This window comes from Mesorhizobium sp. P3_A8 (genome assembly GCF_056402995.1).
Genome location: NZ_JBFUGI010000001.1, coordinates 734,190 through 751,874 on the forward strand (window position 1 = coordinate 734,190; position 17,685 = coordinate 751,874).

Annotated in this window: 16 protein-coding genes; 7 read left to right on the forward strand and 9 right to left on the reverse strand. The window is 61.9% G+C overall.

From position 1 onward, the window contains the following. Window positions 1–306 precede the first annotated feature (306 nt). Window positions 307–1,254 (forward strand): IS1595 family transposase, encoded by a 948-nt coding sequence (locus AC1DX4_RS03410; protein ID WP_477218957.1) that lies wholly within the window; start codon window positions 307–309, stop codon window positions 1,252–1,254. A gap of 279 nt (window positions 1,255–1,533) precedes the next feature. Here the strand turns inward: AC1DX4_RS03410 and AC1DX4_RS03415 are convergent, their stop codons facing one another. After that, entirely contained in the window at window positions 1,534–2,400 is an 867-nt protein-coding gene (locus AC1DX4_RS03415) for a DUF3800 domain-containing protein (RefSeq protein WP_477218958.1), read from the reverse strand. Window positions 2,401–2,405: 5 nt separating this feature from the next. On the opposite strand from AC1DX4_RS03415, the gene AC1DX4_RS03420 reads away from it, so the two are divergent. Continuing rightward, on the forward strand, window positions 2,406–2,600 hold the full coding sequence (locus AC1DX4_RS03420; protein ID WP_477218959.1) for a DNA-binding protein: 195 nt from the start codon (window positions 2,406–2,408) through the stop codon (window positions 2,598–2,600). 430 nt (window positions 2,601–3,030) lie between these two features. On the opposite strand, the gene AC1DX4_RS03425 is transcribed toward AC1DX4_RS03420, so the two are convergent. Next, window positions 3,031–3,222 (reverse strand): hypothetical protein, encoded by a 192-nt coding sequence (locus AC1DX4_RS03425; protein WP_477218960.1) that lies wholly within the window; start codon window positions 3,220–3,222, stop codon window positions 3,031–3,033. Between the two features lie 368 nt (window positions 3,223–3,590). Between AC1DX4_RS03425 and AC1DX4_RS03430 the strand changes: the two genes are divergently transcribed. Then, entirely contained in the window at window positions 3,591–5,123 is a 1,533-nt protein-coding gene (locus tag AC1DX4_RS03430; protein WP_477218961.1) for a YifB family Mg chelatase-like AAA ATPase, read from the forward strand. 297 nt (window positions 5,124–5,420) lie between these two features. Here AC1DX4_RS03430 and AC1DX4_RS03435 read toward each other — a convergent pair whose 3' ends face one another. Together AC1DX4_RS03435 and AC1DX4_RS03440 are read right to left on the reverse strand one after the other, a co-directional pair. Next, the gene (locus AC1DX4_RS03435; RefSeq protein WP_477218962.1) at window positions 5,421–6,008 is read right to left on the reverse strand and encodes a TetR/AcrR family transcriptional regulator; all 588 of its coding nucleotides are present in this window, start codon (window positions 6,006–6,008) and stop codon (window positions 5,421–5,423) included. 30 nt (window positions 6,009–6,038) lie between these two features. Continuing rightward, entirely contained in the window at window positions 6,039–6,629 is a 591-nt protein-coding gene (locus AC1DX4_RS03440) for a DUF308 domain-containing protein (RefSeq protein ID WP_477219116.1), read from the reverse strand. Window positions 6,630–6,869: 240 nt separating this feature from the next. On the opposite strand from AC1DX4_RS03440, the gene efeU reads away from it, so the two are divergent. The 4 genes from efeU to efeO (AC1DX4_RS03460) are packed head-to-tail and all read left to right on the forward strand — an operon-like array spanning window position 6,870 to window position 11,040. Next, complete coding sequence (efeU, locus tag AC1DX4_RS03445; RefSeq protein WP_477218963.1) at window positions 6,870–7,715, forward strand: iron uptake transporter permease EfeU; 846 nt, start codon at window positions 6,870–6,872, stop codon at window positions 7,713–7,715. Then, window positions 7,712–8,887: an iron uptake system protein EfeO gene (gene efeO, locus AC1DX4_RS03450; RefSeq protein WP_477218964.1), complete on the forward strand. Its 1,176-nt coding sequence runs from the start codon at window positions 7,712–7,714 to the stop codon at window positions 8,885–8,887. Before efeU ends, efeO (AC1DX4_RS03450) begins: the two co-directional genes overlap by 4 nt. Next, window positions 8,884–10,182 (forward strand): iron uptake transporter deferrochelatase/peroxidase subunit, encoded by a 1,299-nt coding sequence (efeB, locus tag AC1DX4_RS03455; protein WP_477218965.1) that lies wholly within the window; start codon window positions 8,884–8,886, stop codon window positions 10,180–10,182. The genes efeO (AC1DX4_RS03450) and efeB overlap by 4 nt, the downstream gene beginning before the upstream one ends. Window positions 10,183–10,218: 36 nt before the next feature. Beyond that, window positions 10,219–11,040 (forward strand): iron uptake system protein EfeO, encoded by an 822-nt coding sequence (gene efeO, locus AC1DX4_RS03460; protein WP_477218966.1) that lies wholly within the window; start codon window positions 10,219–10,221, stop codon window positions 11,038–11,040. Window positions 11,041–11,206: 166 nt separating this feature from the next. Here efeO (AC1DX4_RS03460) and AC1DX4_RS03465 read toward each other — a convergent pair whose 3' ends face one another. The 5 genes from AC1DX4_RS03465 to AC1DX4_RS03485 form a co-directional block, all read right to left on the reverse strand. Next, window positions 11,207–11,635, reverse strand: a complete 429-nt coding sequence (locus tag AC1DX4_RS03465) for a hypothetical protein (protein ID WP_477218967.1) — start codon at window positions 11,633–11,635, stop codon at window positions 11,207–11,209. Window positions 11,636–11,849: 214 nt separating this feature from the next. Then, complete coding sequence (locus AC1DX4_RS03470) at window positions 11,850–14,024, reverse strand: malate synthase G (protein WP_477218968.1); 2,175 nt, start codon at window positions 14,022–14,024, stop codon at window positions 11,850–11,852. A gap of 304 nt (window positions 14,025–14,328) precedes the next feature. Continuing rightward, a complete protein-coding gene (locus tag AC1DX4_RS03475) occupies window positions 14,329–16,371 on the reverse strand; it encodes a hydantoinase/oxoprolinase N-terminal domain-containing protein (protein WP_477218969.1) in 2,043 nt (680 codons plus the stop codon). 161 nt (window positions 16,372–16,532) lie between these two features. Then, window positions 16,533–16,928, reverse strand: coding sequence for an endonuclease domain-containing protein (locus AC1DX4_RS03480; protein WP_477218970.1), 396 nt, complete (start codon window positions 16,926–16,928; stop codon window positions 16,533–16,535). Between the two features lie 110 nt (window positions 16,929–17,038). Further along, window positions 17,039–17,665 (reverse strand): CDGSH iron-sulfur domain-containing protein, encoded by a 627-nt coding sequence (locus tag AC1DX4_RS03485; RefSeq protein ID WP_477218971.1) that lies wholly within the window; start codon window positions 17,663–17,665, stop codon window positions 17,039–17,041. Window positions 17,666–17,685 lie beyond the last annotated feature (20 nt).

The following is a 17,685-nucleotide window of genomic DNA, read 5'->3' on the forward strand; positions in this document are numbered from 1 at the left end:
TTTCGCCCGCTCGACGATGAAGACCGACGCCTATACGGACTCGCTTCGATACTTGTTATTCTGGCAGTCATTTTTATGGCTGCTCATATCCACTCCCTGGGTGGATCAAAATGAGACCGCTCACGGCGAAATTATCCGTTTTCATTTCGTATTAACCATGTTCCGCTTTTGCAACCGGGCTCAATCTGGCTGCAACCCTTGCGATTGCCTGTTCCCGTAATGTTCTTGATTTGACCGGGCGATTATATCGTTGACAAACCAAAGCCGGAGAGGTAGAAAGATTCCAACAACTTAGGAACTTTCGCCATGTCCGTCCTTTCCCGCCCTCACTTCCGCGACGAAGCCGCTGCTTTCGAGCATGTCGAGGGTATGTTGTGGCCTTATGGCCCGGTCTGCCATCACTGTGGTTCGATGGAAAAGCCTTACAAGCTGGTAGGCGTCCGTACTAAGGCTTCGAAGAAAAATCCGAACGGTATCGAGCGTCATGGCCTGTACAAGTGCCGCGATTGCAAAGGCCAGTTCACCGTCCGCATGGGCACGGTCTTGGAAGAAAGCCATTTGCCGCTGACCATCTGGCTACAGGCCATCCACCTCATGTGTTCGTCCAAGAAAGGTATCAGCGCTCACCAGCTGCACCGCACCTTGGAAATCGGCTACAAGGCGGCTTGGTTTCTGGCGCACCGCATTCGTGAGGCCATGCGCTCTAATGACTTCACTCCCATGGGTGGCGCCGGCAAGTTCGTTGAAGTGGACGAAACCTACATTGGCCGTTTGAAGGGCGTTCCGAAGCAGAAGGCTTCTGCTGCCCACAAGAACACCGTCTTGACGCTTGTCGAGCGTGGTGGCCGCGCCCGTTCGTTCCACATCACCTCTGCATCTGTTTCGCAGATCGTCCCCATCGTGAACGCGAACATTGACCGCGAAACGATCCTGATGACGGACGAAGCCCGCCAGTATCAGCGCGTCGGTGCAGAGTTCGCCGCCCATGGCACGGTCGAGCATGGCGCTGGCGAATACGTTCGCGGCAAGGTCCACACCAACACCGTGGAAGGCTTTTACAGCGTCTTCAAGCGCGGCATGAAGGGCGTGTATCAGCATTGCGCCGAACACCATCTGCACCGCTATCTGGCAGAGTTTGATTTCCGCTATTCGAACCGCTCGGCCATGGGCATTGAAGACAACGTTCGTTCGCTCATCGCCTTGAAGGGCGCAGCCGGTAAGCGTCTGACCTATCGGAGACCTATTGAAGTCTAAGCAGGATCACTACCGCAAGCCAGTCCAGTTAAAATTACCGCTTTGGCGATATGAGAAGCGAAGGAAAAAGTGAATCGCGATCAATGGGTTACGCCGAATTGTCAGTAACCTTTTGATTCGGTTTGATTTTTCCCGACGATCAGATTAGTATCTTTGTTGGCGGGGTACGCCGGAACCCCCTCGGGCGGCATCGTAGATGCCGCAGTCGGACGGACGGTCGCCCACTTTGGATGGTGGCCTAAAAGCCCCCGATGGCAACGAGGCCGGGACCCGCCGCTTTCATATCTCATAGCCGTAGAACCGGAAGACTTTCTTCTGCGCGTCGGTGAGTTTCAGCGTCCAGTTCTTCCACGGCAGCAGCGTGACACCGTATCCCGCATACAGGCCATCCCCACGGGATGCCACGCGATCCTTGAGAGCTTCCGCGTACTCAGTATTCCACTTCTTGGTTCCGGCGTTTGCCGCTTGATAAAAGGCGCTGGCAACCACGTCTGCAATCTGGCAACCCGCGTTTTTGTTGTGCTCAATGACCTCAATCAAGCGATGGTCGACGACCCGAAAGTCAGGGACATTGGCTGTCTGGTAAATTCGTCCATTCTCGGATTGTTTTGCCAGTAGGTGTATGTACGTTTCAACGTGTCGGTACGAATGCCCACCACGCTTCGAAAACACCAGCTTTACGTGTTTCGGTTTCCCCGTCTCACTGATCGAGCGCCGCGCGCACCATTGGCTCACGCGCTCCAGCAGGATGCGGATGCAATAATTGTAGAAGTAGTTATGCATGTGGAAAGTGACTGCTTCGGCTTGGGGATTGCGGTAACCCCGCATATTCTTCTTGTTTGAGGCAACCACGAAGAACCGCATATTTTCGGCGGCTAGGGCTTGGCAGACGGGTAGCTTTTTGTGTTCGACCAGATTGCGAAAATGCAAGTCGGGACTTTGTGTCGAAAAGACCGATTTCTTGATTGTCTGTATGAGTGGCACCAACTCAGGTTCATAGGTAGCGCGTACGACTGCGCAACCGACCGTGAACCACTCACTCGCGCCATTCGGATCTATCGGTGCAACAGTTTTGATACCAGGGTCGCCAGCTTCATCAAAATAAGCAATGAAGTACGGGTCCGGTAAACTCCCCTCAGAGGCCATTCGATATGAAAACGACCGACAAAGAAAAGAGTCAAGTGGACAAGGAATCCGCTTTGGCGAAGGACAGGCAATACCAGAAGTTTGTAGAGAAGGCCCGCGAGTTGGGAACTGACGAGTCAGAGGAGAACTTTGACCGTGTATTGAAGAAGGTGGTGAAGGCGCCGCCGCCGAAGGACGCGAAGAAAGCCAGCGGAAAATAACTGGCCGATAAGCACCGAAACGGTGACGAAACGATTGCAAAAACCGCCGAATACGGCCAAGATTCGCTGGTCAAAAAAAGACCCCGCATGAAGCGGGGTCTGAGGGTCTGGCAAGCTACATTGTCTAACGGATCGGAAGTCCGCGACAATGCTCTCGGACGAACTCAAGTCGTCCAAAACGTACACGCACGTAGAATGTGACGTGTACGGCCTTCGGCCAAGAACATGTAACCATGTTCGTGTCCTCCGCCGGGATGGTCCCCGGTTAACCGAAACGCAGGATCGCGCCCCGCCGGGTTCAGGGCGGGTCCTGTGTCGGTCTGGAGTTAGACCAAATCAAACATTAGGTGATTCGTAGGTATCCGACGACTCCAACAAGTCGCGGTACCCGGTTTCCACAGGGGCTAATTCCCCTACGGCAGGGTAGCGCCTAGCGCCCGATGATATGGTTGATAATTGTTTCGTCGGGCTCGCAGTCGGTGAAATCTTTCAAGAGCAGCCGGGCATGTTTCGCCCAATGCTCTTCAGCCATGTTTAGCTCGATTACCGACTTCCTGAAGGCGTTGCGCACAATGTCGAAATCGAAGGCCGAAATGTGTCGGTTTCCATGGTCCTGGTCCATGATCGTAGCTCCCGAGGATGGGCGGGAGTTTTGCGAACTCTCAAGCGCCGACGCCCACAACTGCCAGTCAGCGACGATAGCGATTCATAATCCGTTTGATCAAGGGTTCAACGGGATTCCACTGTACGGTTTTTACCAAGGGCAGAAGGCGAATTGCCATCCTATTATCGTTCGCTAATTTTGGCGCGCGGCGCCCCCAAGTGCCGCAGAGTGGCCGGCGCAGGGGATTTCTCAGGCACATCTCTGCGCCGGCCACTTTATGAGCCGGGTTTGTCAACGACATAATCGCCTTTGACCGAAGAATTGTGATTGTCTCCTGCGAGGGCCATTCTTGGCCAATCGCGTGGGTTGCGGCCTGGGGGCAAAAAATGGTGGCGAGGGTTCGCACGGTTGCTTTCCAGGGCATCGAGGCCGTGCCGGTCGACGTGCAGGTGATGATCGCGCCCGGCAAGGTCAACATGCACATCGTCGGCCTGGCCGACAAGGCGGTGGCCGAAAGCCGCGAACGCGTGCAGGCAGCGCTGCATGCGTCGGGCCTGTCGATGCCGTCGAAGAAGGTGACGGTCAATCTGGCGCCGGCCGATCTGCCCAAGGAAGGCAGCCACTACGATCTGCCGATCGCGCTTGGCCTGATGGCCGCCCTTGGCGCCATTCCGGGCGACATGCTGGCCGGCTATGTCGTGCTTGGCGAACTCTCGCTCGACGGCACGATTGCCGCCGTCGCCGGCGCCTTGCCGGCGGCGATCGGCGCCAATGCCGAGGGCAAGGGGCTGATCTGTCCCTTCGCCTGCGGGCCGGAAGCGGCCTGGGCCGGCAAGGACTTCGACATATTGGCGCCGCGCAGCCTGATTGCCATCGCCAACCATTTTCGCGGCACGCAGGTGCTGTCGCGCCCGGAGGCCGGCATCCATGCCTCGGCACGCGACCTGCCCGACCTTGCCGACATCAAGGGCCAGGAAACCGCCAAGCGGGCGCTGGAAGTGGCGGCGGCCGGCGGCCACAATCTGCTGATGGTCGGCCCGCCAGGCTCGGGAAAATCGATGCTGGCGCAGCGGCTGCCATCGATCCTGCCGCCGCTGGCGCCGAAGGAATTGCTCGAAGTCTCGATGATCGCCTCGGTGGCGGGCGAACTCGGCGAGGGCAAGCTGACCGACCGGCGGCCGTTCCGCGCCCCGCACCATTCGGCCTCGATGGCGGCGATGGTCGGCGGCGGGTTGCGTGCGCGGCCGGGCGAAGTGTCGATGGCCCATCATGGCGTGCTGTTCCTCGACGAGTTCCCCGAATTCACGCCGCAGACGCTCGATGCGCTGCGCCAGCCGCTGGAGACCGGCGACTGCATGATCGCGCGCGCCAACCATCGCGTCACCTATCCGGCACGCATCCAGCTGGTGGCGGCGATGAACCCGTGCCGCTGCGGCATGGCCGGCGAACCGGGCTATCGCTGCCTGCGCGGCGATCGTTGCCGCACCGACTACCAGGCGCGCATTTCCGGCCCGCTGCTCGACCGCATTGACCTGCGGATCGAAGTGCCGGCGGTGTCAGCCAGCGACCTGATCCGGCCCGACCGGGCGGAGAAAAGTGCTGCGGTCGCGCTGCGCGTCGCCCGCGCCCGCACCATCCAGCGCGAGCGCTTCGAGCGGCTCGGCGTGACCAGCGCCACCACCAATGCGCATTGCGCACCGGCGGTCATCGAAGACATCGCCATGCCCGACGCCGCTGGCCTGTCGCTGCTCAAGGACGCCAGTGAAAAGCTCGCCTTCTCGGCCCGCGCTTACCACCGCGTGCTGAAGGTCGCGAGAACGCTCGCCGATCTCGACGCCAGCGAGACGGTCGGCCGCATCCATCTCGCCGAGGCGATTTCCTACCGCATGAGCTCGGAGCGGGTGGCACAGGCGGCCTGAAACTCGCCTCCAGTGGTTGCCTTGGAAACCAAGATGTCATAAAGAAAATAGGAGGTTTGACTTGTGGATTGAAGTTACTCTTTGGAACGATGAGCGCGTTTTCGTGAATTTTGACAATGTTGCTCACGTGAGTAGATCCACAAATGATCGATGATTTGTGCGGTTTGCAGACAATGATATTTCACGCTTGGAAATAGTTGCGACAGAAGCTCAAATCCGAGATATGCTTTCGGCACGATAGTTGTTCACGTGCTCTCGCGCGGCGCTGCCTAGATTGGAACATGCGGGATTCCGACGTCAATCGATCGCCGGGATCAACTTCTGCAGCGTCGGCGTCAGGATCATGCCGAAGGTCAGGACATCGCCATAGGCTCGCGCGGACAGCATTGCGCCATGCACGGTCGCCATGAAAGCCTCGGCCTCAACGCGTGGCGAAGCGGAAATTGCCAGTGTGCCTTCCTCGGCACCGCGCTCGATGACGCCGGTCAGCCATCCCGAGAGAAACTGAAAGTATGCTCGCACCTCCACGGCAACCTCTGGCGGAAGGGCCGGAAGTTCACTGGCAAGCAGTGCGCAGACGCAGAACGGCATGCTCGCATCCTCGATGCACCGGGCCCAGATGCCGGCATAGGTTCGAAGCAACTCAGGCGGCTCGGGGACGTTGCGTTCAAGGTCTCCCATGCCCGCAACAGCATCCCTGAGGTAGCGCCTGACCAAGGTCTGCGCGAGGTCGACCTTGCTGGGAAAATGGTGGTGGATGCTGGCTTTGCGGATGCCAACCACCTCGGCGATGTCCGCGTAGCTGAATCCATTATAGCCGCCGGCGACGATGAAGGCTCGCGCGGCGGCCAATATGTCATCGGCAGTGGTCGAAGGCTTGCTCATAAACATGCCTAGCTTCCAGCAAGGGAAATCTCAACCTGCGACCTGCGGCGACTTGCGAAGGACGTCGCTGACCGACAGCCACACGGCAGACACAAGGAAGTAGAAGGCGCCGAAAGCGGCATAAGGTGCGATGGTGGCGATGCCAATCGCCTCCGTGCCGCCCGCCATTTTGACGAAGAAGACCCCAGCCAGCGCCGACTGGGCGCCACTCAGGATCATCGCCCACTGGGCGCCGTTGGTTTTCCAGCGACGTACTGCGGTCAAGAGTTGGAAGAGGCCGGAAAAAGCGGCCCAGACGCCAAAGACCGAGAGCACCGCGTTCATGCTGTGACCGAGCGCGATGGCGACCGCAATCGCGGTGATGATACTGACGGCGAAATTGAGCAGCTGCGAGTTGTTGCGGCTGAGGCCGCCAGTGCGGCGCGCGTCAAGATAGTTCGCGAGCGCGTCCCACGCAGGGTAGGCAACCAGCACGGCGGCAGCGAGCGGTGGGCTGCTTTTCGCGACGGTGAAAGCCGCCGCAACCCAGGCTGCCGATACGGCAAACCGCAGATAATAGTAGCTTTTGAGCCAACCGTTCGATGATGGGGCGCGGCTCTGACCGTTCATTTGTGCAGACATGATGGGGATCTTTCGTTTCAACTACCTACCATCTAGTAGGTAGAACGCTAGTCGTCAAGGCGCCTGAAACCGATCGCCGATCACCTCGACATCTCATTTATGTGATTGGCGCTCGCTTGTGCTTGCTCATCTGCCAATAATAAAAGGTGACCGCTTTACACAGGTTTTCGGCCTGCCTTGAACGGCGGCCTTCAGGCGGGCGGGACTTTGTACGTCTCTCCCCGCGCGGCTGGACAGACAATGCTGGTACCGTTCCTGATCATGTTTCGCGAGGGTGTCGAAGCGGCGCTTATCGTCAGTATCATCGCCAGTTACCTCAACCGCACCGGCCGTGGCGCCTGGATGCCGGTGGTGTGGATCGGCATCTTTTTGGCGCTTGCCTTTTCGCTCGGCGTCGGCGCGATCCTGCAGTTTGCCAGCGTAGAATTCCCGCAGAAGGCGCAGGAGCTGTTCGAGGCGATCATCGGGCTGGTCGCCGTCTGCGTGCTGACCTCGATGGTGTTCTGGATGCGCAAGGCGGCGCGCTCGATCAAGGCGGAGCTGCACAATTCCATCGACGCGGCCTTCGAGACGCCGTCACGCAAGGGCTTCGGCCTGATCGCCATGGTCTTCCTGGCTGTGGCGCGCGAAGGTGTGGAGTCGGTGTTCTTCCTGCTCGCCGCTTTCCAGCAGGAAAACAGTTTTGCACCGCTGGCGGCCCTTGCCGGCGTGCTGCTGGCAGGCGTGGTCGGCTACGGCATTTATGCCGGCAGCGTGCGGCTGAACTTCAGGCGCTTCTTCCGCTGGACCGGCGCTTTCATTCTGATCGTCGCCGCCGGCCTGCTCGCCAATTCGGTCAATGCGCTGCACGAGGCCGGCCTGTGGAACCATGGGCAGCAGATAGTCTTCGACATCGGCGGCCTGCTGCCGATGGACAGCCCGCTGGGCTCGGTGCTCTCAGGCATTTTTGGCTATATCGACGCGCCAACGGTCAGCGAAATCGTCGTCTATATCGGCTTCCTCGTCCCTTCGCTCTGGTTCTTCCTGGCGGATCGGCCGGGCCTGCAGCCGGCAACAGCCACCAAGCACGGACGGCCCGCGACATGAGCGCCACGCCGCAATCCCCCGCACTGCCGCGCATGGCTGTCCGCATCGGCCTGGCGCTTTCCCTGGTGTTGCTGGTCGCTGCCGCCGCCGCCTTCACCTATGCGACACGGGTCGCGCAGAAAGGACGCCATGACGCGTCATCCGCGACCCTGGTGGCGATCACTGAAACATCCTGCGAGCCCAATGCGCTGACCATTGCCGCCGGCCGCCACGTCTTCCAGATCGAAAACCGCTCCGACCGCGCGGTCGAATGGGAGATCCTCGACGGCGTGATGGTGCTTGAGGAGCGCGAGAACATCGCGCCGGGCTTCACCCAGACGCTGGCGACGCGGCTCGAGCCCGGCGACTACGCCATCACCTGCGGCCTGCTCTCGAACCCGCGCGGTCGGCTGCACGTGCTGCCCGCCGCCGATGCCGGCGCGGCCCAAAAGCCCGATCTAGCCGCCTTCATCGGTGCGCTCGCCGAATACAAGGTGTTTTTGGCAACCGAGACCGATGCCTTCGTCCAGGCGGCCGGCGCCTTCGCCGGTGCGGTGAAATCGGGGGATCTGGCGGCGGCAAGGGCGCTCTATCCGCCGGCAGAGACCGCCTATGCGCATCTGGCGCCGGTGTCGCCGCTGTTTTCGGACCTCGACGCGGCGATCGACGGGCGCGCCGATGCTTTCGGCCAGCACGAGGCCGATCCGGCTTTCGGCGGCCTGCACCGCCTCGAATATGGGCTGTTCAGCCAGGGCAGCACGGACGGCCTCGCCCCCGTCGCCGACAAGCTCGGGAGCGACGCGGCATTGCTAAAGAGCCGTATCCACGAATTGCGCATCATGCCCGAAAGCATGGTCAGCGGTTCGGTTGCCATGCTGGAACGGTTTGCGGCTCCGGGACCCGGCTTCGGCGACAGCCCCTACGCGCATGGCGACCTCACCTCCTTCGAGGCTGCGGAGACAGGCGTGCGCAAGGTGTTCGACCTTTTGCGTCCCGTAGCAGTCAAGACCGCGCCCGACATTGTCACGTCGCTCGACAAGGATTTTGCCGTGCTGGGCGACATGATCGCAATGCGCCGCGCTGAAGCATCCGACGCGCTCTCCGATCCCGCCAAGGCCGAGCTCGGCAAGGCGGCGTCAGTACTCGCCGGCGACCTCTCCCGATTGCGTGAAACCATGGACCTCAGCCAATGACAGCCAGGGAAAAACCCCGCGACCCGAATGCGGCCTTCTCACCCTCGCGCCGCTCGGTGCTGATCGGCGCGGTCGCCGGGGCGCTCGCCCCTCAAGCAGCGGTGGCGGCTGCCGCTGGCAGCGTGACCAATGCGCCGGAAAGCGACACGATCGACCAGCGGCAGGCTTTCCATGGCGAGCACCAGCCGGGCATCGTCACGCCACGGCCGGCCGCCGGCCTGGTCGCCTCGTTCGACGTGCTTGCCCAGAACCGTGCCGGGCTGCAGCGGCTGCTGCATACGCTGACCGAGCGCATCGCCTTCCTGATGGAAGGCGGAACGCCGCCCGTGCTCGACCCGAAATTTCCCGCCGCCGATTCCGGCATTCTCGGTCCTGTCGTCACCCCGGACAATCTGACGATCACGACGTCGCTCGGCGCATCGATGTTCGACGAACGCTTCGGCCTGCAGGCGCTGAAACCGAGGCATCTCGCCCAGATGACATCGTTTTCCAACGACGCCTTGCAGGACGAATTCTGCCATGGCGACCTGTTGCTGCAATTCTCGTCGAACACGCCTGACACCAACATCCACGCGCTGCGCGATATCGTGAAGAACACCCCGGACTCATTGCTCCTGCGCTGGAAGCAGGAAGGCTCGGTGCCGGTGCGGCCGCCGAACCCCGGAAAGCCCAAGCAAAGCGCGCGCAACTTCCTCGGTTTTCGCGACGGTTCGGCCAATCCGGATTCCACCGACGCCGAGTTGATGAACAGAATAGTCTGGGTGCAGGCGAGCGGCGGCGAGCCCGCCTGGACGTCAGGCGGTTCCTACCAGGTGGTACGCCTCATCAGAAATTTCGTCGAGCGCTGGGACCGCACGCCGCTGCAGGAACAGCAGACGATCATCGGCCGCCAGAAAGCAAGCGGCACGCCGCTCGAGGGCGGTACGAGCGAGGCCGATGTTCCTCACTTTGCCAACGACCCGCAAGGCAAGACCACACCGCTCGACGCACATATCCGGCTCGCCAACCCGCGCGACGCCGAGGCGCAAAAGCACCTGATCCTGCGGCGGCCCTTCAACTATTCGAACGGCGTCAGCAAATCCAACCAGATGGATATGGGCCTGCTGTTCATCTGCTACCAGGCCGACCTCGAACAGGGTTTTGTCGCCGTCCAGACCCGCCTCAACGGCGAGGCGCTCGAGGAATACATAAAGCCTTTCGGCGGCGGCTATTTCTTCGCCCTGCCGGGCGTGAAGGACGAGCAGGACTATCTCGGCCGCTCACTGCTCGAAATGGCCGCCGGGACACATGCCTGAACTCCGAACCAGCTTCACACTATGAGAGGATATTCCATGAGAAACCATCGCCTGCTTGCGGTCTCCGCCATCGCCCTGCTGACCGGCTTCGCGCCGGCTCACGCCGCCGTTTCGCCGCTTGACCTCGTCCAGCCGATCGCTGACTACAAGCTCTACGTTCAGGGCAAGATCGACACGCTGGTGACCAGCACCAAGGCGTTCACCGAAGCGGTCAAATCAGGCGATCTCGCCAAGGCCAAGGCGCTCTATGCGCCGGCCCGCGTCAACTATGAGACCATCGAGCCGATCGCCGAACTGTTCTCCGACCTCGACGGCGCCATCGATTCGCGCGCTGACGACCATGAGCAGAAGGAGAAGTCGGCGGACTTCTACGGCTTCCACCGCATCGAATACACGCTCTTCAGCCAGAACACGACGGATGGCCTCGGCACGCTGGCCGACAAGCTCAACGCCGATGTGCTCGACCTGCAGAAGCGCGTTGCCGGCCTGACCGTGCCGCCGGAAAAGGCCATAGACGGCGCCGCCGGCCTGCTTGAGGAAGTGGCGTCCAGCAAGATCTCCGGCGAGGAAGACCGCTACAGCCACACCGACCTCTGGGACTTCCAGGCCAATATCGACGGCGCCCAGAAGATCGTCGCTTTGGTGCATCCGCTGGTCGAGAAGGAGAACCCCACTTTGATCAAGACCGTCGACGACAATTTCGCCACCGTCGACGCCATCCTGGCCAAGTACAAGACTGCAGACGGCTACGAAACCTACGACAAGCTGTCGGATGCCGATCGCAAGGCGCTGGCCGGCCCGGTGACGGCGCTGGCCGAGGATCTGTCGAAGCTGCGGGGTACGCTGGGGCTGAACTGAGATCGCCAAGGCAGGAGAGGTCAGCGTTTCGCCGAAACGCTGACCTCTTTATCGCCATGCTCTGACGGAAAATTGTTCCCTCGCGGATCGGGCGACGATCCGCGACCGTTCAACCGCTGACGGGCGAACCTTCTGACGCGTCCGGTAACGAAGCCTCTCGGAGGAACTACCCTACGGTCAGATATATTGTCGTGTAATGGGGCCTGCCGGCTGGATCGATCGCATAGAAAACGGCCTTGTCCTTACCTCTGTATCCGGCGGTGGATCGATAGAATCCTTTAACGCCATTTGACACTTTGCGGGCGCATTTCGACTCGGGCAGCAGTTTGCTGTAGGTATTTTGAACTGTCCCCTCGGAAAGCACCAAGGTACCGTGCTGTGGATATGTACTTATCTTTACCTTCAGGTGTGAAACTGTACAATCTGCATAAATCTCGTCATTTTTATATATGTAGCTATTAACTCCGGATTTTACATTTTTATAAAACATTTTGTAAGACATATGGCTCGCCTGCGCTGGCGTGAAAAAACACGCTGCCAGTATCAGGACGGAAGTACGGCAAAGCATACTTCCATGCGCAAGGATCTTGCCCATTTTTGGTTCTCCCAAGCCAAATATTGACTTGCAGAATTATCATGGACTTCCGCTGCCTCATATTGCTTTCACATGCAATTCCGCCGCCACGACTGGCAGATCTGATCAAAAGCTCGTGAGCTACAGGGGATGCGCGTCATGACGCCTTTAGCGGCGCGCCTATTCTTGGCGCCGTCGAAGTAGCGCATCAGTAGAGCACGGCCGTTGCGAATTCTCAGAGGGTCTGGGCGCGCGCCTTCAGTTCTAATCTCCGCGCGTGCAGCACCGGCTCGGTATAGCCATTGGGCTGGCTGGTGCCCTTGAACACCAGGTCGCAGGCGGCCCGGAAGGCGATGGAAGTGTCGAAATCCGGCGCCATCGGCCGGTAGAGCGGATCGCCGACATTCTGGCGGTCGACGATGGCCGCCATGCGCTGCAGCGAATCCCGCACCTGGATTTCCGAGCACACTTTGTGACGCAGCCAGTTGGCGATGTGCTGCGAGGAGATGCGCAGCGTGGCGCGGTCTTCCATCAGGCCGACATCGTTGATGTCAGGCACTTTGGAGCAGCCGACGCCCTGGTCGATCCAGCGCACGACGTAACCCAGAATGCCTTGGGCGTTGTTGTCGAGTTCGCGCTGGATCTCGTCGGGCGTCCAGTTAGGCCGCACGGCGACCGGCACCGAGAGGATGTCGTCGAGCTTGGCCTTCGGCCGGCCCTTCAGCGCCGCCTGTACGGCATGGACATCGACCTTGTGATAGTGCGTGGCGTGCAGCGTCGCCGCCGTCGGCGACGGCACCCAGGCGGTGTTGGCGCCGGCCTTGGGATGAGCGATCTTCTGTTCCAGCATCGCCGCCATCAGGTCCGGCATCGCCCACATGCCCTTGCCGATCTGAGCGTGGCCGGCGAGGCCGCATTCGAGTCCGGTGTCGACATTCCACGCCTCATAGGCGGAAATCCAGGCGGCCTGCTTCATGTCGCCTTTGCGGATCATCGGGCCGGCTTCCATCGAGGTGTGGATCTCGTCGCCGGTGCGATCGAGGAAGCCGGTGTTGATAAACACCACGCGTTCCCTAGCCGCACGGATCGCTTCCTTGAGGTTGACGGTGGTGCGCCGCTCCTCATCCATGATGCCCATCTTGATGGTGTTCTTTGGCATGCCGAGTAGCGCCTCGACGCGGTCGAAGATCTCGACGGCGAAGGCGACTTCCTCCGGCCCGTGCATCTTCGGTTTCACCACATACATCGAGCCGGCGCGAGAGTTCATCCGCCGCCCCTTGGCTCCGACATCGTGCAACGCGATCAGCGCCGTCAATGCCGCGTCCATGATGCCTTCCGGCACCTCGTTGCCATCGCGGTCTGTTATCGCCGGATTGGTCATCAGGTGGCCGACATTCCTGACCAGCATCAGCGAGCGGCCGGGCACGGTCAGCGTGCCGCCTGTCGGCGCCGTGTAGGCACGGTCCGGGTTGAGCTTGCGGACAAAACTCCTGCCGCCCTTGCTGATCTCTTCGGCCAGATCGCCCTTCATCAGGCCGAGCCAGTTGCGGTAGACGACGACCTTGTCCTCGGCATCCACCGCCGCGACCGAATCCTCGCAGTCCTGGATGGTGGTCAGCGCCGATTCCAGGATGACATCGGCAATGCCCGCCGGATCGGTGCGGCCGATCTGGTTGGCGCGGTCGATCACGATCTCGATATGCAGGCCGTTCCTGACCAGCAGCACGGCTTGCGGGTTGGCGGCGTCGCCACGATAGCCGACGAATTGTCTGGGGTCGGCCAGCGTCGTCGAACCGGCACCAGCGCTGAGCTTCAGCGCGCCATTGGCCACCGACAGGCCGTTCACCCCTGCCCATTTGCCTGAGGTGAGTGGGGCGGCCTCGTCGAGAAAAGTCTTCGTCCAGGCGACGACCTTGGCGCCGCGCGCCGGGTTGAAACCCTTGCCCTTTTCAGCGCCGCCGGTTTCGGGAATGGCATCGGTGCCGTAGAGCGCGTCGTAGAGCGAACCCCAGCGCGCATTGGCGGCATTGAGCGCATAGCGCGCATTCATCACCGGCACGACCAGCTGCGGCCCGGCAACGACAGCGATTTCCGGGTCGACATTCTCGGTCGAGACGCTGAAGGCCGGCCCTTCGGGGACGAGATAGCCAATCTCCCTGAGGAAGCTCTTGTAGGCCTCCATATCGATCGGCGCGCCATTGTCGCGATACCAGCCGTCGAGCTTTTCCTGCATGGCGTCGCGTTTTGCCAGCAGTGCGCGGTTCTTCGGGCCGAGATCGTGGACGATGGCCGAAAAGCCGTTCCAGAACGCATCCGCCGCGATGCCGGTGCCGGGCAAGGCCTCGTTGGCCACAAAATCATGCAGCTCGCGGGCAATCCGCAATCCGGCGATCTCGATGCGATCGGTCATCAGGCTACTCCAGATGAAAGGCTTTGCGGGGCGTTTGGCATGTTGGGGTTGCAGGGTCAATTCAGCTTAGGGTGAAGGTGGGTGTTTTGGCGAGCGGTGACGCTGCCAATCTCCCCCCTCGTGGGGGAGATGCCCGGCAGGGCAGAGGGGGGCGTGAAGGATCGCGACCTTTGCCCCCTTCTGCCGTGGGAACATCACCACAACTGGATGTCGAAGCAAAGGTAGAACCGATAGGTCGGCGGGACAGTGCCCCCCTCTGGCCTGCCGGCCATCTCCCCCACAAGGGGGGAGATCGCTCTCGTCCTCACACCGCAATTCTTGGCCTTCCCGAGGCCACCGCCACGACATGCGCCTCGATGAACATGCGCTGGGCTTCGACCGTCGAAACCCTGAACTCGGTCGCGACATCGATCTCGGCGCTGTCGGTGCCGGCGTCCTTCGCCCTCTGGGCGACGATTGCCCGCACATCGGCTTCGGCGGCCGCGATCGCCGCTGCCTCGTCGAGGAAATCGCGCACCGTCTCGCCCGAGGCAAGGCGGAACAGCCCTTCCTTGGGCTGGCTGACCCGCGCTTCGGCCGAAACCCTGACCTGACCGACGACGGCGCCGAGCGCGTTGGCGACATCGGTGTCTTCCGGCACCACGCACTCATTGCCGACCAGGGGCGCCAGGCCGGCATAGTGCAGCGGCGCCGAGGCGCCGAGGCCGATGACCGGACGGTCGAGCGCGACACTCAGCCGGGCGATGCCGGGGTGGGCGTCGACGGCGCGCTGGACCAGCGCGTGCGCCACCGTCGCGGCGCCATCGAGCCCGTCCTCGGCGAAAGCGGTTTCGAGGATGTATTCGGCCGACCAGCGCGTCAGCGTCACCAGCACCCGCTCCGAGATCACCTCCGGTGACGCCGCAATATTCTGACCACGGCCGTCGCGCTTGCGGGCAAACAATTCGGCGCCGAGGCGAGCGGTGACGGCGTCCCAGTTGGCCTGCTTGCCCAGCACGTGTGCTGCGTCCGACGGGGTGAAGCCTGAGATATGCACCAAGCCGCGCGAGACCAGCCGGTTCAAGGTGGCGTTCTGGGCGTTCGATGTCAGCAGCCTGTCGAGGGCAAGCGGGGTTGCGCCGATCGCCTCGTAGAGCCGCGCTTCGGGAGCGGTGAGGCCCGCTGCAAGTCTGTCCGGCACGCCGGTGCGCACCGCGAAGCGGCCATCCATGCGGCCGGGGTTCGGTGCCCGCAACTGGCGTTCGAGTTCCGACCTCACGGCGTCACCATGCGCCATGCCGGCCAGCGCCAGCGGCACCAGGCGGCGCGGCCCGAGCAAAATCTTCGGGTTGAGTGCGCCGTCCTCCAGCGCCACTTCGGAATCGCCGCCAAGGCCGAAGGTGCGCATGGCGACCGCTTCGACCATGGTGCGGAAGCCACCGACGGTGGCGCCTTCGGGATCAAGCCGCGGACGACCCTTGTCGAGAACGGCGACGTCGGTGGTGGTGCCGCCAATGTCTGAGACCACGGCATTGTCGAGCCCGGTCATGTGACGTGCGCCAACCAGGCTGGCGGCGGGGCCGGAGAGGATGGTTTCGATCGGCCGCTGGCGGGCAAACGCCGCCGAGACCAGCGCGCCGTCGCCGCGCACCACCATCAGCGGGGCGGCGATGCTGCGGGCTTCCAAAAACCCTTCGGTCGCCGCAACGAGCCGGTCGATCATCGAGATCAGCCTGGCGTTGAGCAGCGTCGTCAGCGCCCGGCGCGGGCCGCCGAGCTTGGCCGACAGCTCGTGGCTTGCGGTGACCGGCAGGCCGGTCTTGTCGCGGATCAGCTCGCGCGTTGCGATCTCGTGGGCCGGGTTGCGGGTGGCGAAATAGGCGCAGACGGCAAAGCCGGACACCGAAGCGCCAAGCTCCGGCAAGGCCTCTTCCAGCTGGGACAGGTCGAGCTTGGCGGCATTGCCGTGGACATCGTGGCCGCCTGGGCAAAACACCACCGGATCGGTGCCGAGCGCCGTCTTCAGCCCGTCGCGGGCGAGGTCGGCTTCGGAAAAGCCTATCATCACCAGCGCCACCCGACCGCCCTGGCCCTCGACCAGCGCATTGGTGGCAAGCGTCGTCGACATCGACACCAGTTTGATCGCCACCGGATCGGTGCCGGCCTTTTCGAGCACCGCGTCGACGGCGCCGGAAATACCGACGGCGAGATCATGTCGCGTGGTCAGCGCCTTGGCCTTGGCCAGCACCTTGCCCTTGTTTGGCCCTTGCTGTGGGCCTTCGGTTTCAGACCACAGCACGGCATCGGTGTAGGTGCCGCCGGTGTCGATGCCGAGGAAGAGGGGTTTTGGTTTAGTCTTGGCGGTCATTGCTGATGGCGGTCCGATTTATCTGCCCCAGCCCATTAGCCGATACGAGGCGGGCGATAAAGCCGCGAGCGCTGGGCCAAGGGAGGAGTTCGATCTCCCCCCTTGTGGGGGAGATGGCCGGCAGGCCAGAGGGGGGCGCTGTCCCGCCGACCTTGCGGCGACTACAGTTCCTGCAGCCGCTTCGTCAAAGACGCGTCTCCAAGCCCGGCCGCAATCACAATATGCTGGCAGACATTGTCGATGTCGCGGATGATGTCATCGTTCCAGAAGCGCAGGACGGTCCAACCATCTTGCTCCAGGCGCAACGTCCTTGCGTCGTCGCTGGTGGTTGCGTCGGCTTCCGCATGCTGGGAGCCGTCGACTTCGACGACAAGTCTCTTCTCCGGGCAAGCGAAGTCGACAATGTATCCGGCGACCGGAAGTTGTCGGCGGAAGCCAAGCCCCATCAACCGGTGCACGCGAAGCTCGTTCCAGAGCTTTAATTCGGCTGATGTCATGACCTTGCGCATCGATCTGGCGTTTGCGCGATGTCTCGGAGGCAATGGCGTATGAGGCATTGTCACTGTTCGCTGGGTGTTGAAGATAGCGCTCTACGGCGCCCCCCTCTGCCCTGCCGGGCATCTCCCCCACGAGGGGGGAGATTGGCCGCGTCGACCGCAGCGCCTACCTACCCGACAAACCCCACCCGCTTATGCGACCCATCGCAAAACGGCTTGTTGGCCGAGTGGCCGCAGCGGCAGAGGAAGGTGCGTTGTGTGCGGTCGATCGTATGGCCGGTGCCGGTGACGATCTCGACATTGCCCTCGATCTTGAGCGGGCCGTTGGTGGTCGGCGTCACTTTCAGCGGGCCATTGCGCGCCTCCAACGCCGGCGTGTCCTTCAGCGCCGGTTCGCCAGTGGCGGTGAAGCCGGCCTTGGTGTGACTGCCGTCGCAGAACGGCTTGTTTTCCGAAGCGCCGCAGCGACAGAGCGTGGCGCGATAGAAGGTTTGGCCGTCGAGCACGATCTCGGCGTGAACGGCGAGCGGGCCGTTTTCGCGCAGCCGCACGGTGTTGACCACAGGCGGCTGTTCCTGCGGCCCCCCATCCTTGCGGACATATGTGATGGCGCCCGAGGGGCAGTTTTCGGCGATGGCCACCACTTTCTCGACGCTGGCCGCATCGGGATGGATCCATTGGCCCGGCGCGTTGGGCACGAAGACATGCGGATCGCCGAGCACGCAATTGCGCGAATGGATGCAGCGCTTGCCGGAGAACCCGACGTCGATCTTGTCACTTTCGACCATGCCGGCCATCGCGGTGCTCCTGTTGCCTG

Coding starts and splice junctions, on each gene's coding strand:
- AC1DX4_RS03410 (WP_477218957.1), top strand. CDS start 307: ATGTCCGTCCTTTCCCGCCCTCACTTCCGCGACGAAGCCGCTGCTTTC.
- AC1DX4_RS03415 (WP_477218958.1), bottom strand. CDS start 2,400: ATGGCCTCTGAGGGGAGTTTACCGGACCCGTACTTCATTGCTTATTTT.
- AC1DX4_RS03420 (WP_477218959.1), top strand. CDS start 2,406: ATGAAAACGACCGACAAAGAAAAGAGTCAAGTGGACAAGGAATCCGCT.
- AC1DX4_RS03425 (WP_477218960.1), bottom strand. CDS start 3,222: ATGGACCAGGACCATGGAAACCGACACATTTCGGCCTTCGATTTCGAC.
- AC1DX4_RS03430 (WP_477218961.1), top strand. CDS start 3,591: ATGGTGGCGAGGGTTCGCACGGTTGCTTTCCAGGGCATCGAGGCCGTG.
- AC1DX4_RS03435 (WP_477218962.1), bottom strand. CDS start 6,008: ATGAGCAAGCCTTCGACCACTGCCGATGACATATTGGCCGCCGCGCGA.
- AC1DX4_RS03440 (WP_477219116.1), bottom strand. CDS start 6,629: ATGTCTGCACAAATGAACGGTCAGAGCCGCGCCCCATCATCGAACGGT.
- efeU (WP_477218963.1), top strand. CDS start 6,870: ATGCTGGTACCGTTCCTGATCATGTTTCGCGAGGGTGTCGAAGCGGCG.
- efeO (WP_477218964.1), top strand. CDS start 7,712: ATGAGCGCCACGCCGCAATCCCCCGCACTGCCGCGCATGGCTGTCCGC.
- efeB (WP_477218965.1), top strand. CDS start 8,884: ATGACAGCCAGGGAAAAACCCCGCGACCCGAATGCGGCCTTCTCACCC.
- efeO (WP_477218966.1), top strand. CDS start 10,219: ATGAGAAACCATCGCCTGCTTGCGGTCTCCGCCATCGCCCTGCTGACC.
- AC1DX4_RS03465 (WP_477218967.1), bottom strand. CDS start 11,635: ATGGGCAAGATCCTTGCGCATGGAAGTATGCTTTGCCGTACTTCCGTC.
- AC1DX4_RS03470 (WP_477218968.1), bottom strand. CDS start 14,024: ATGACCGATCGCATCGAGATCGCCGGATTGCGGATTGCCCGCGAGCTG.
- AC1DX4_RS03475 (WP_477218969.1), bottom strand. CDS start 16,371: ATGACCGCCAAGACTAAACCAAAACCCCTCTTCCTCGGCATCGACACC.
- AC1DX4_RS03480 (WP_477218970.1), bottom strand. CDS start 16,928: ATGCCTCATACGCCATTGCCTCCGAGACATCGCGCAAACGCCAGATCG.
- AC1DX4_RS03485 (WP_477218971.1), bottom strand. CDS start 17,665: ATGGCCGGCATGGTCGAAAGTGACAAGATCGACGTCGGGTTCTCCGGC.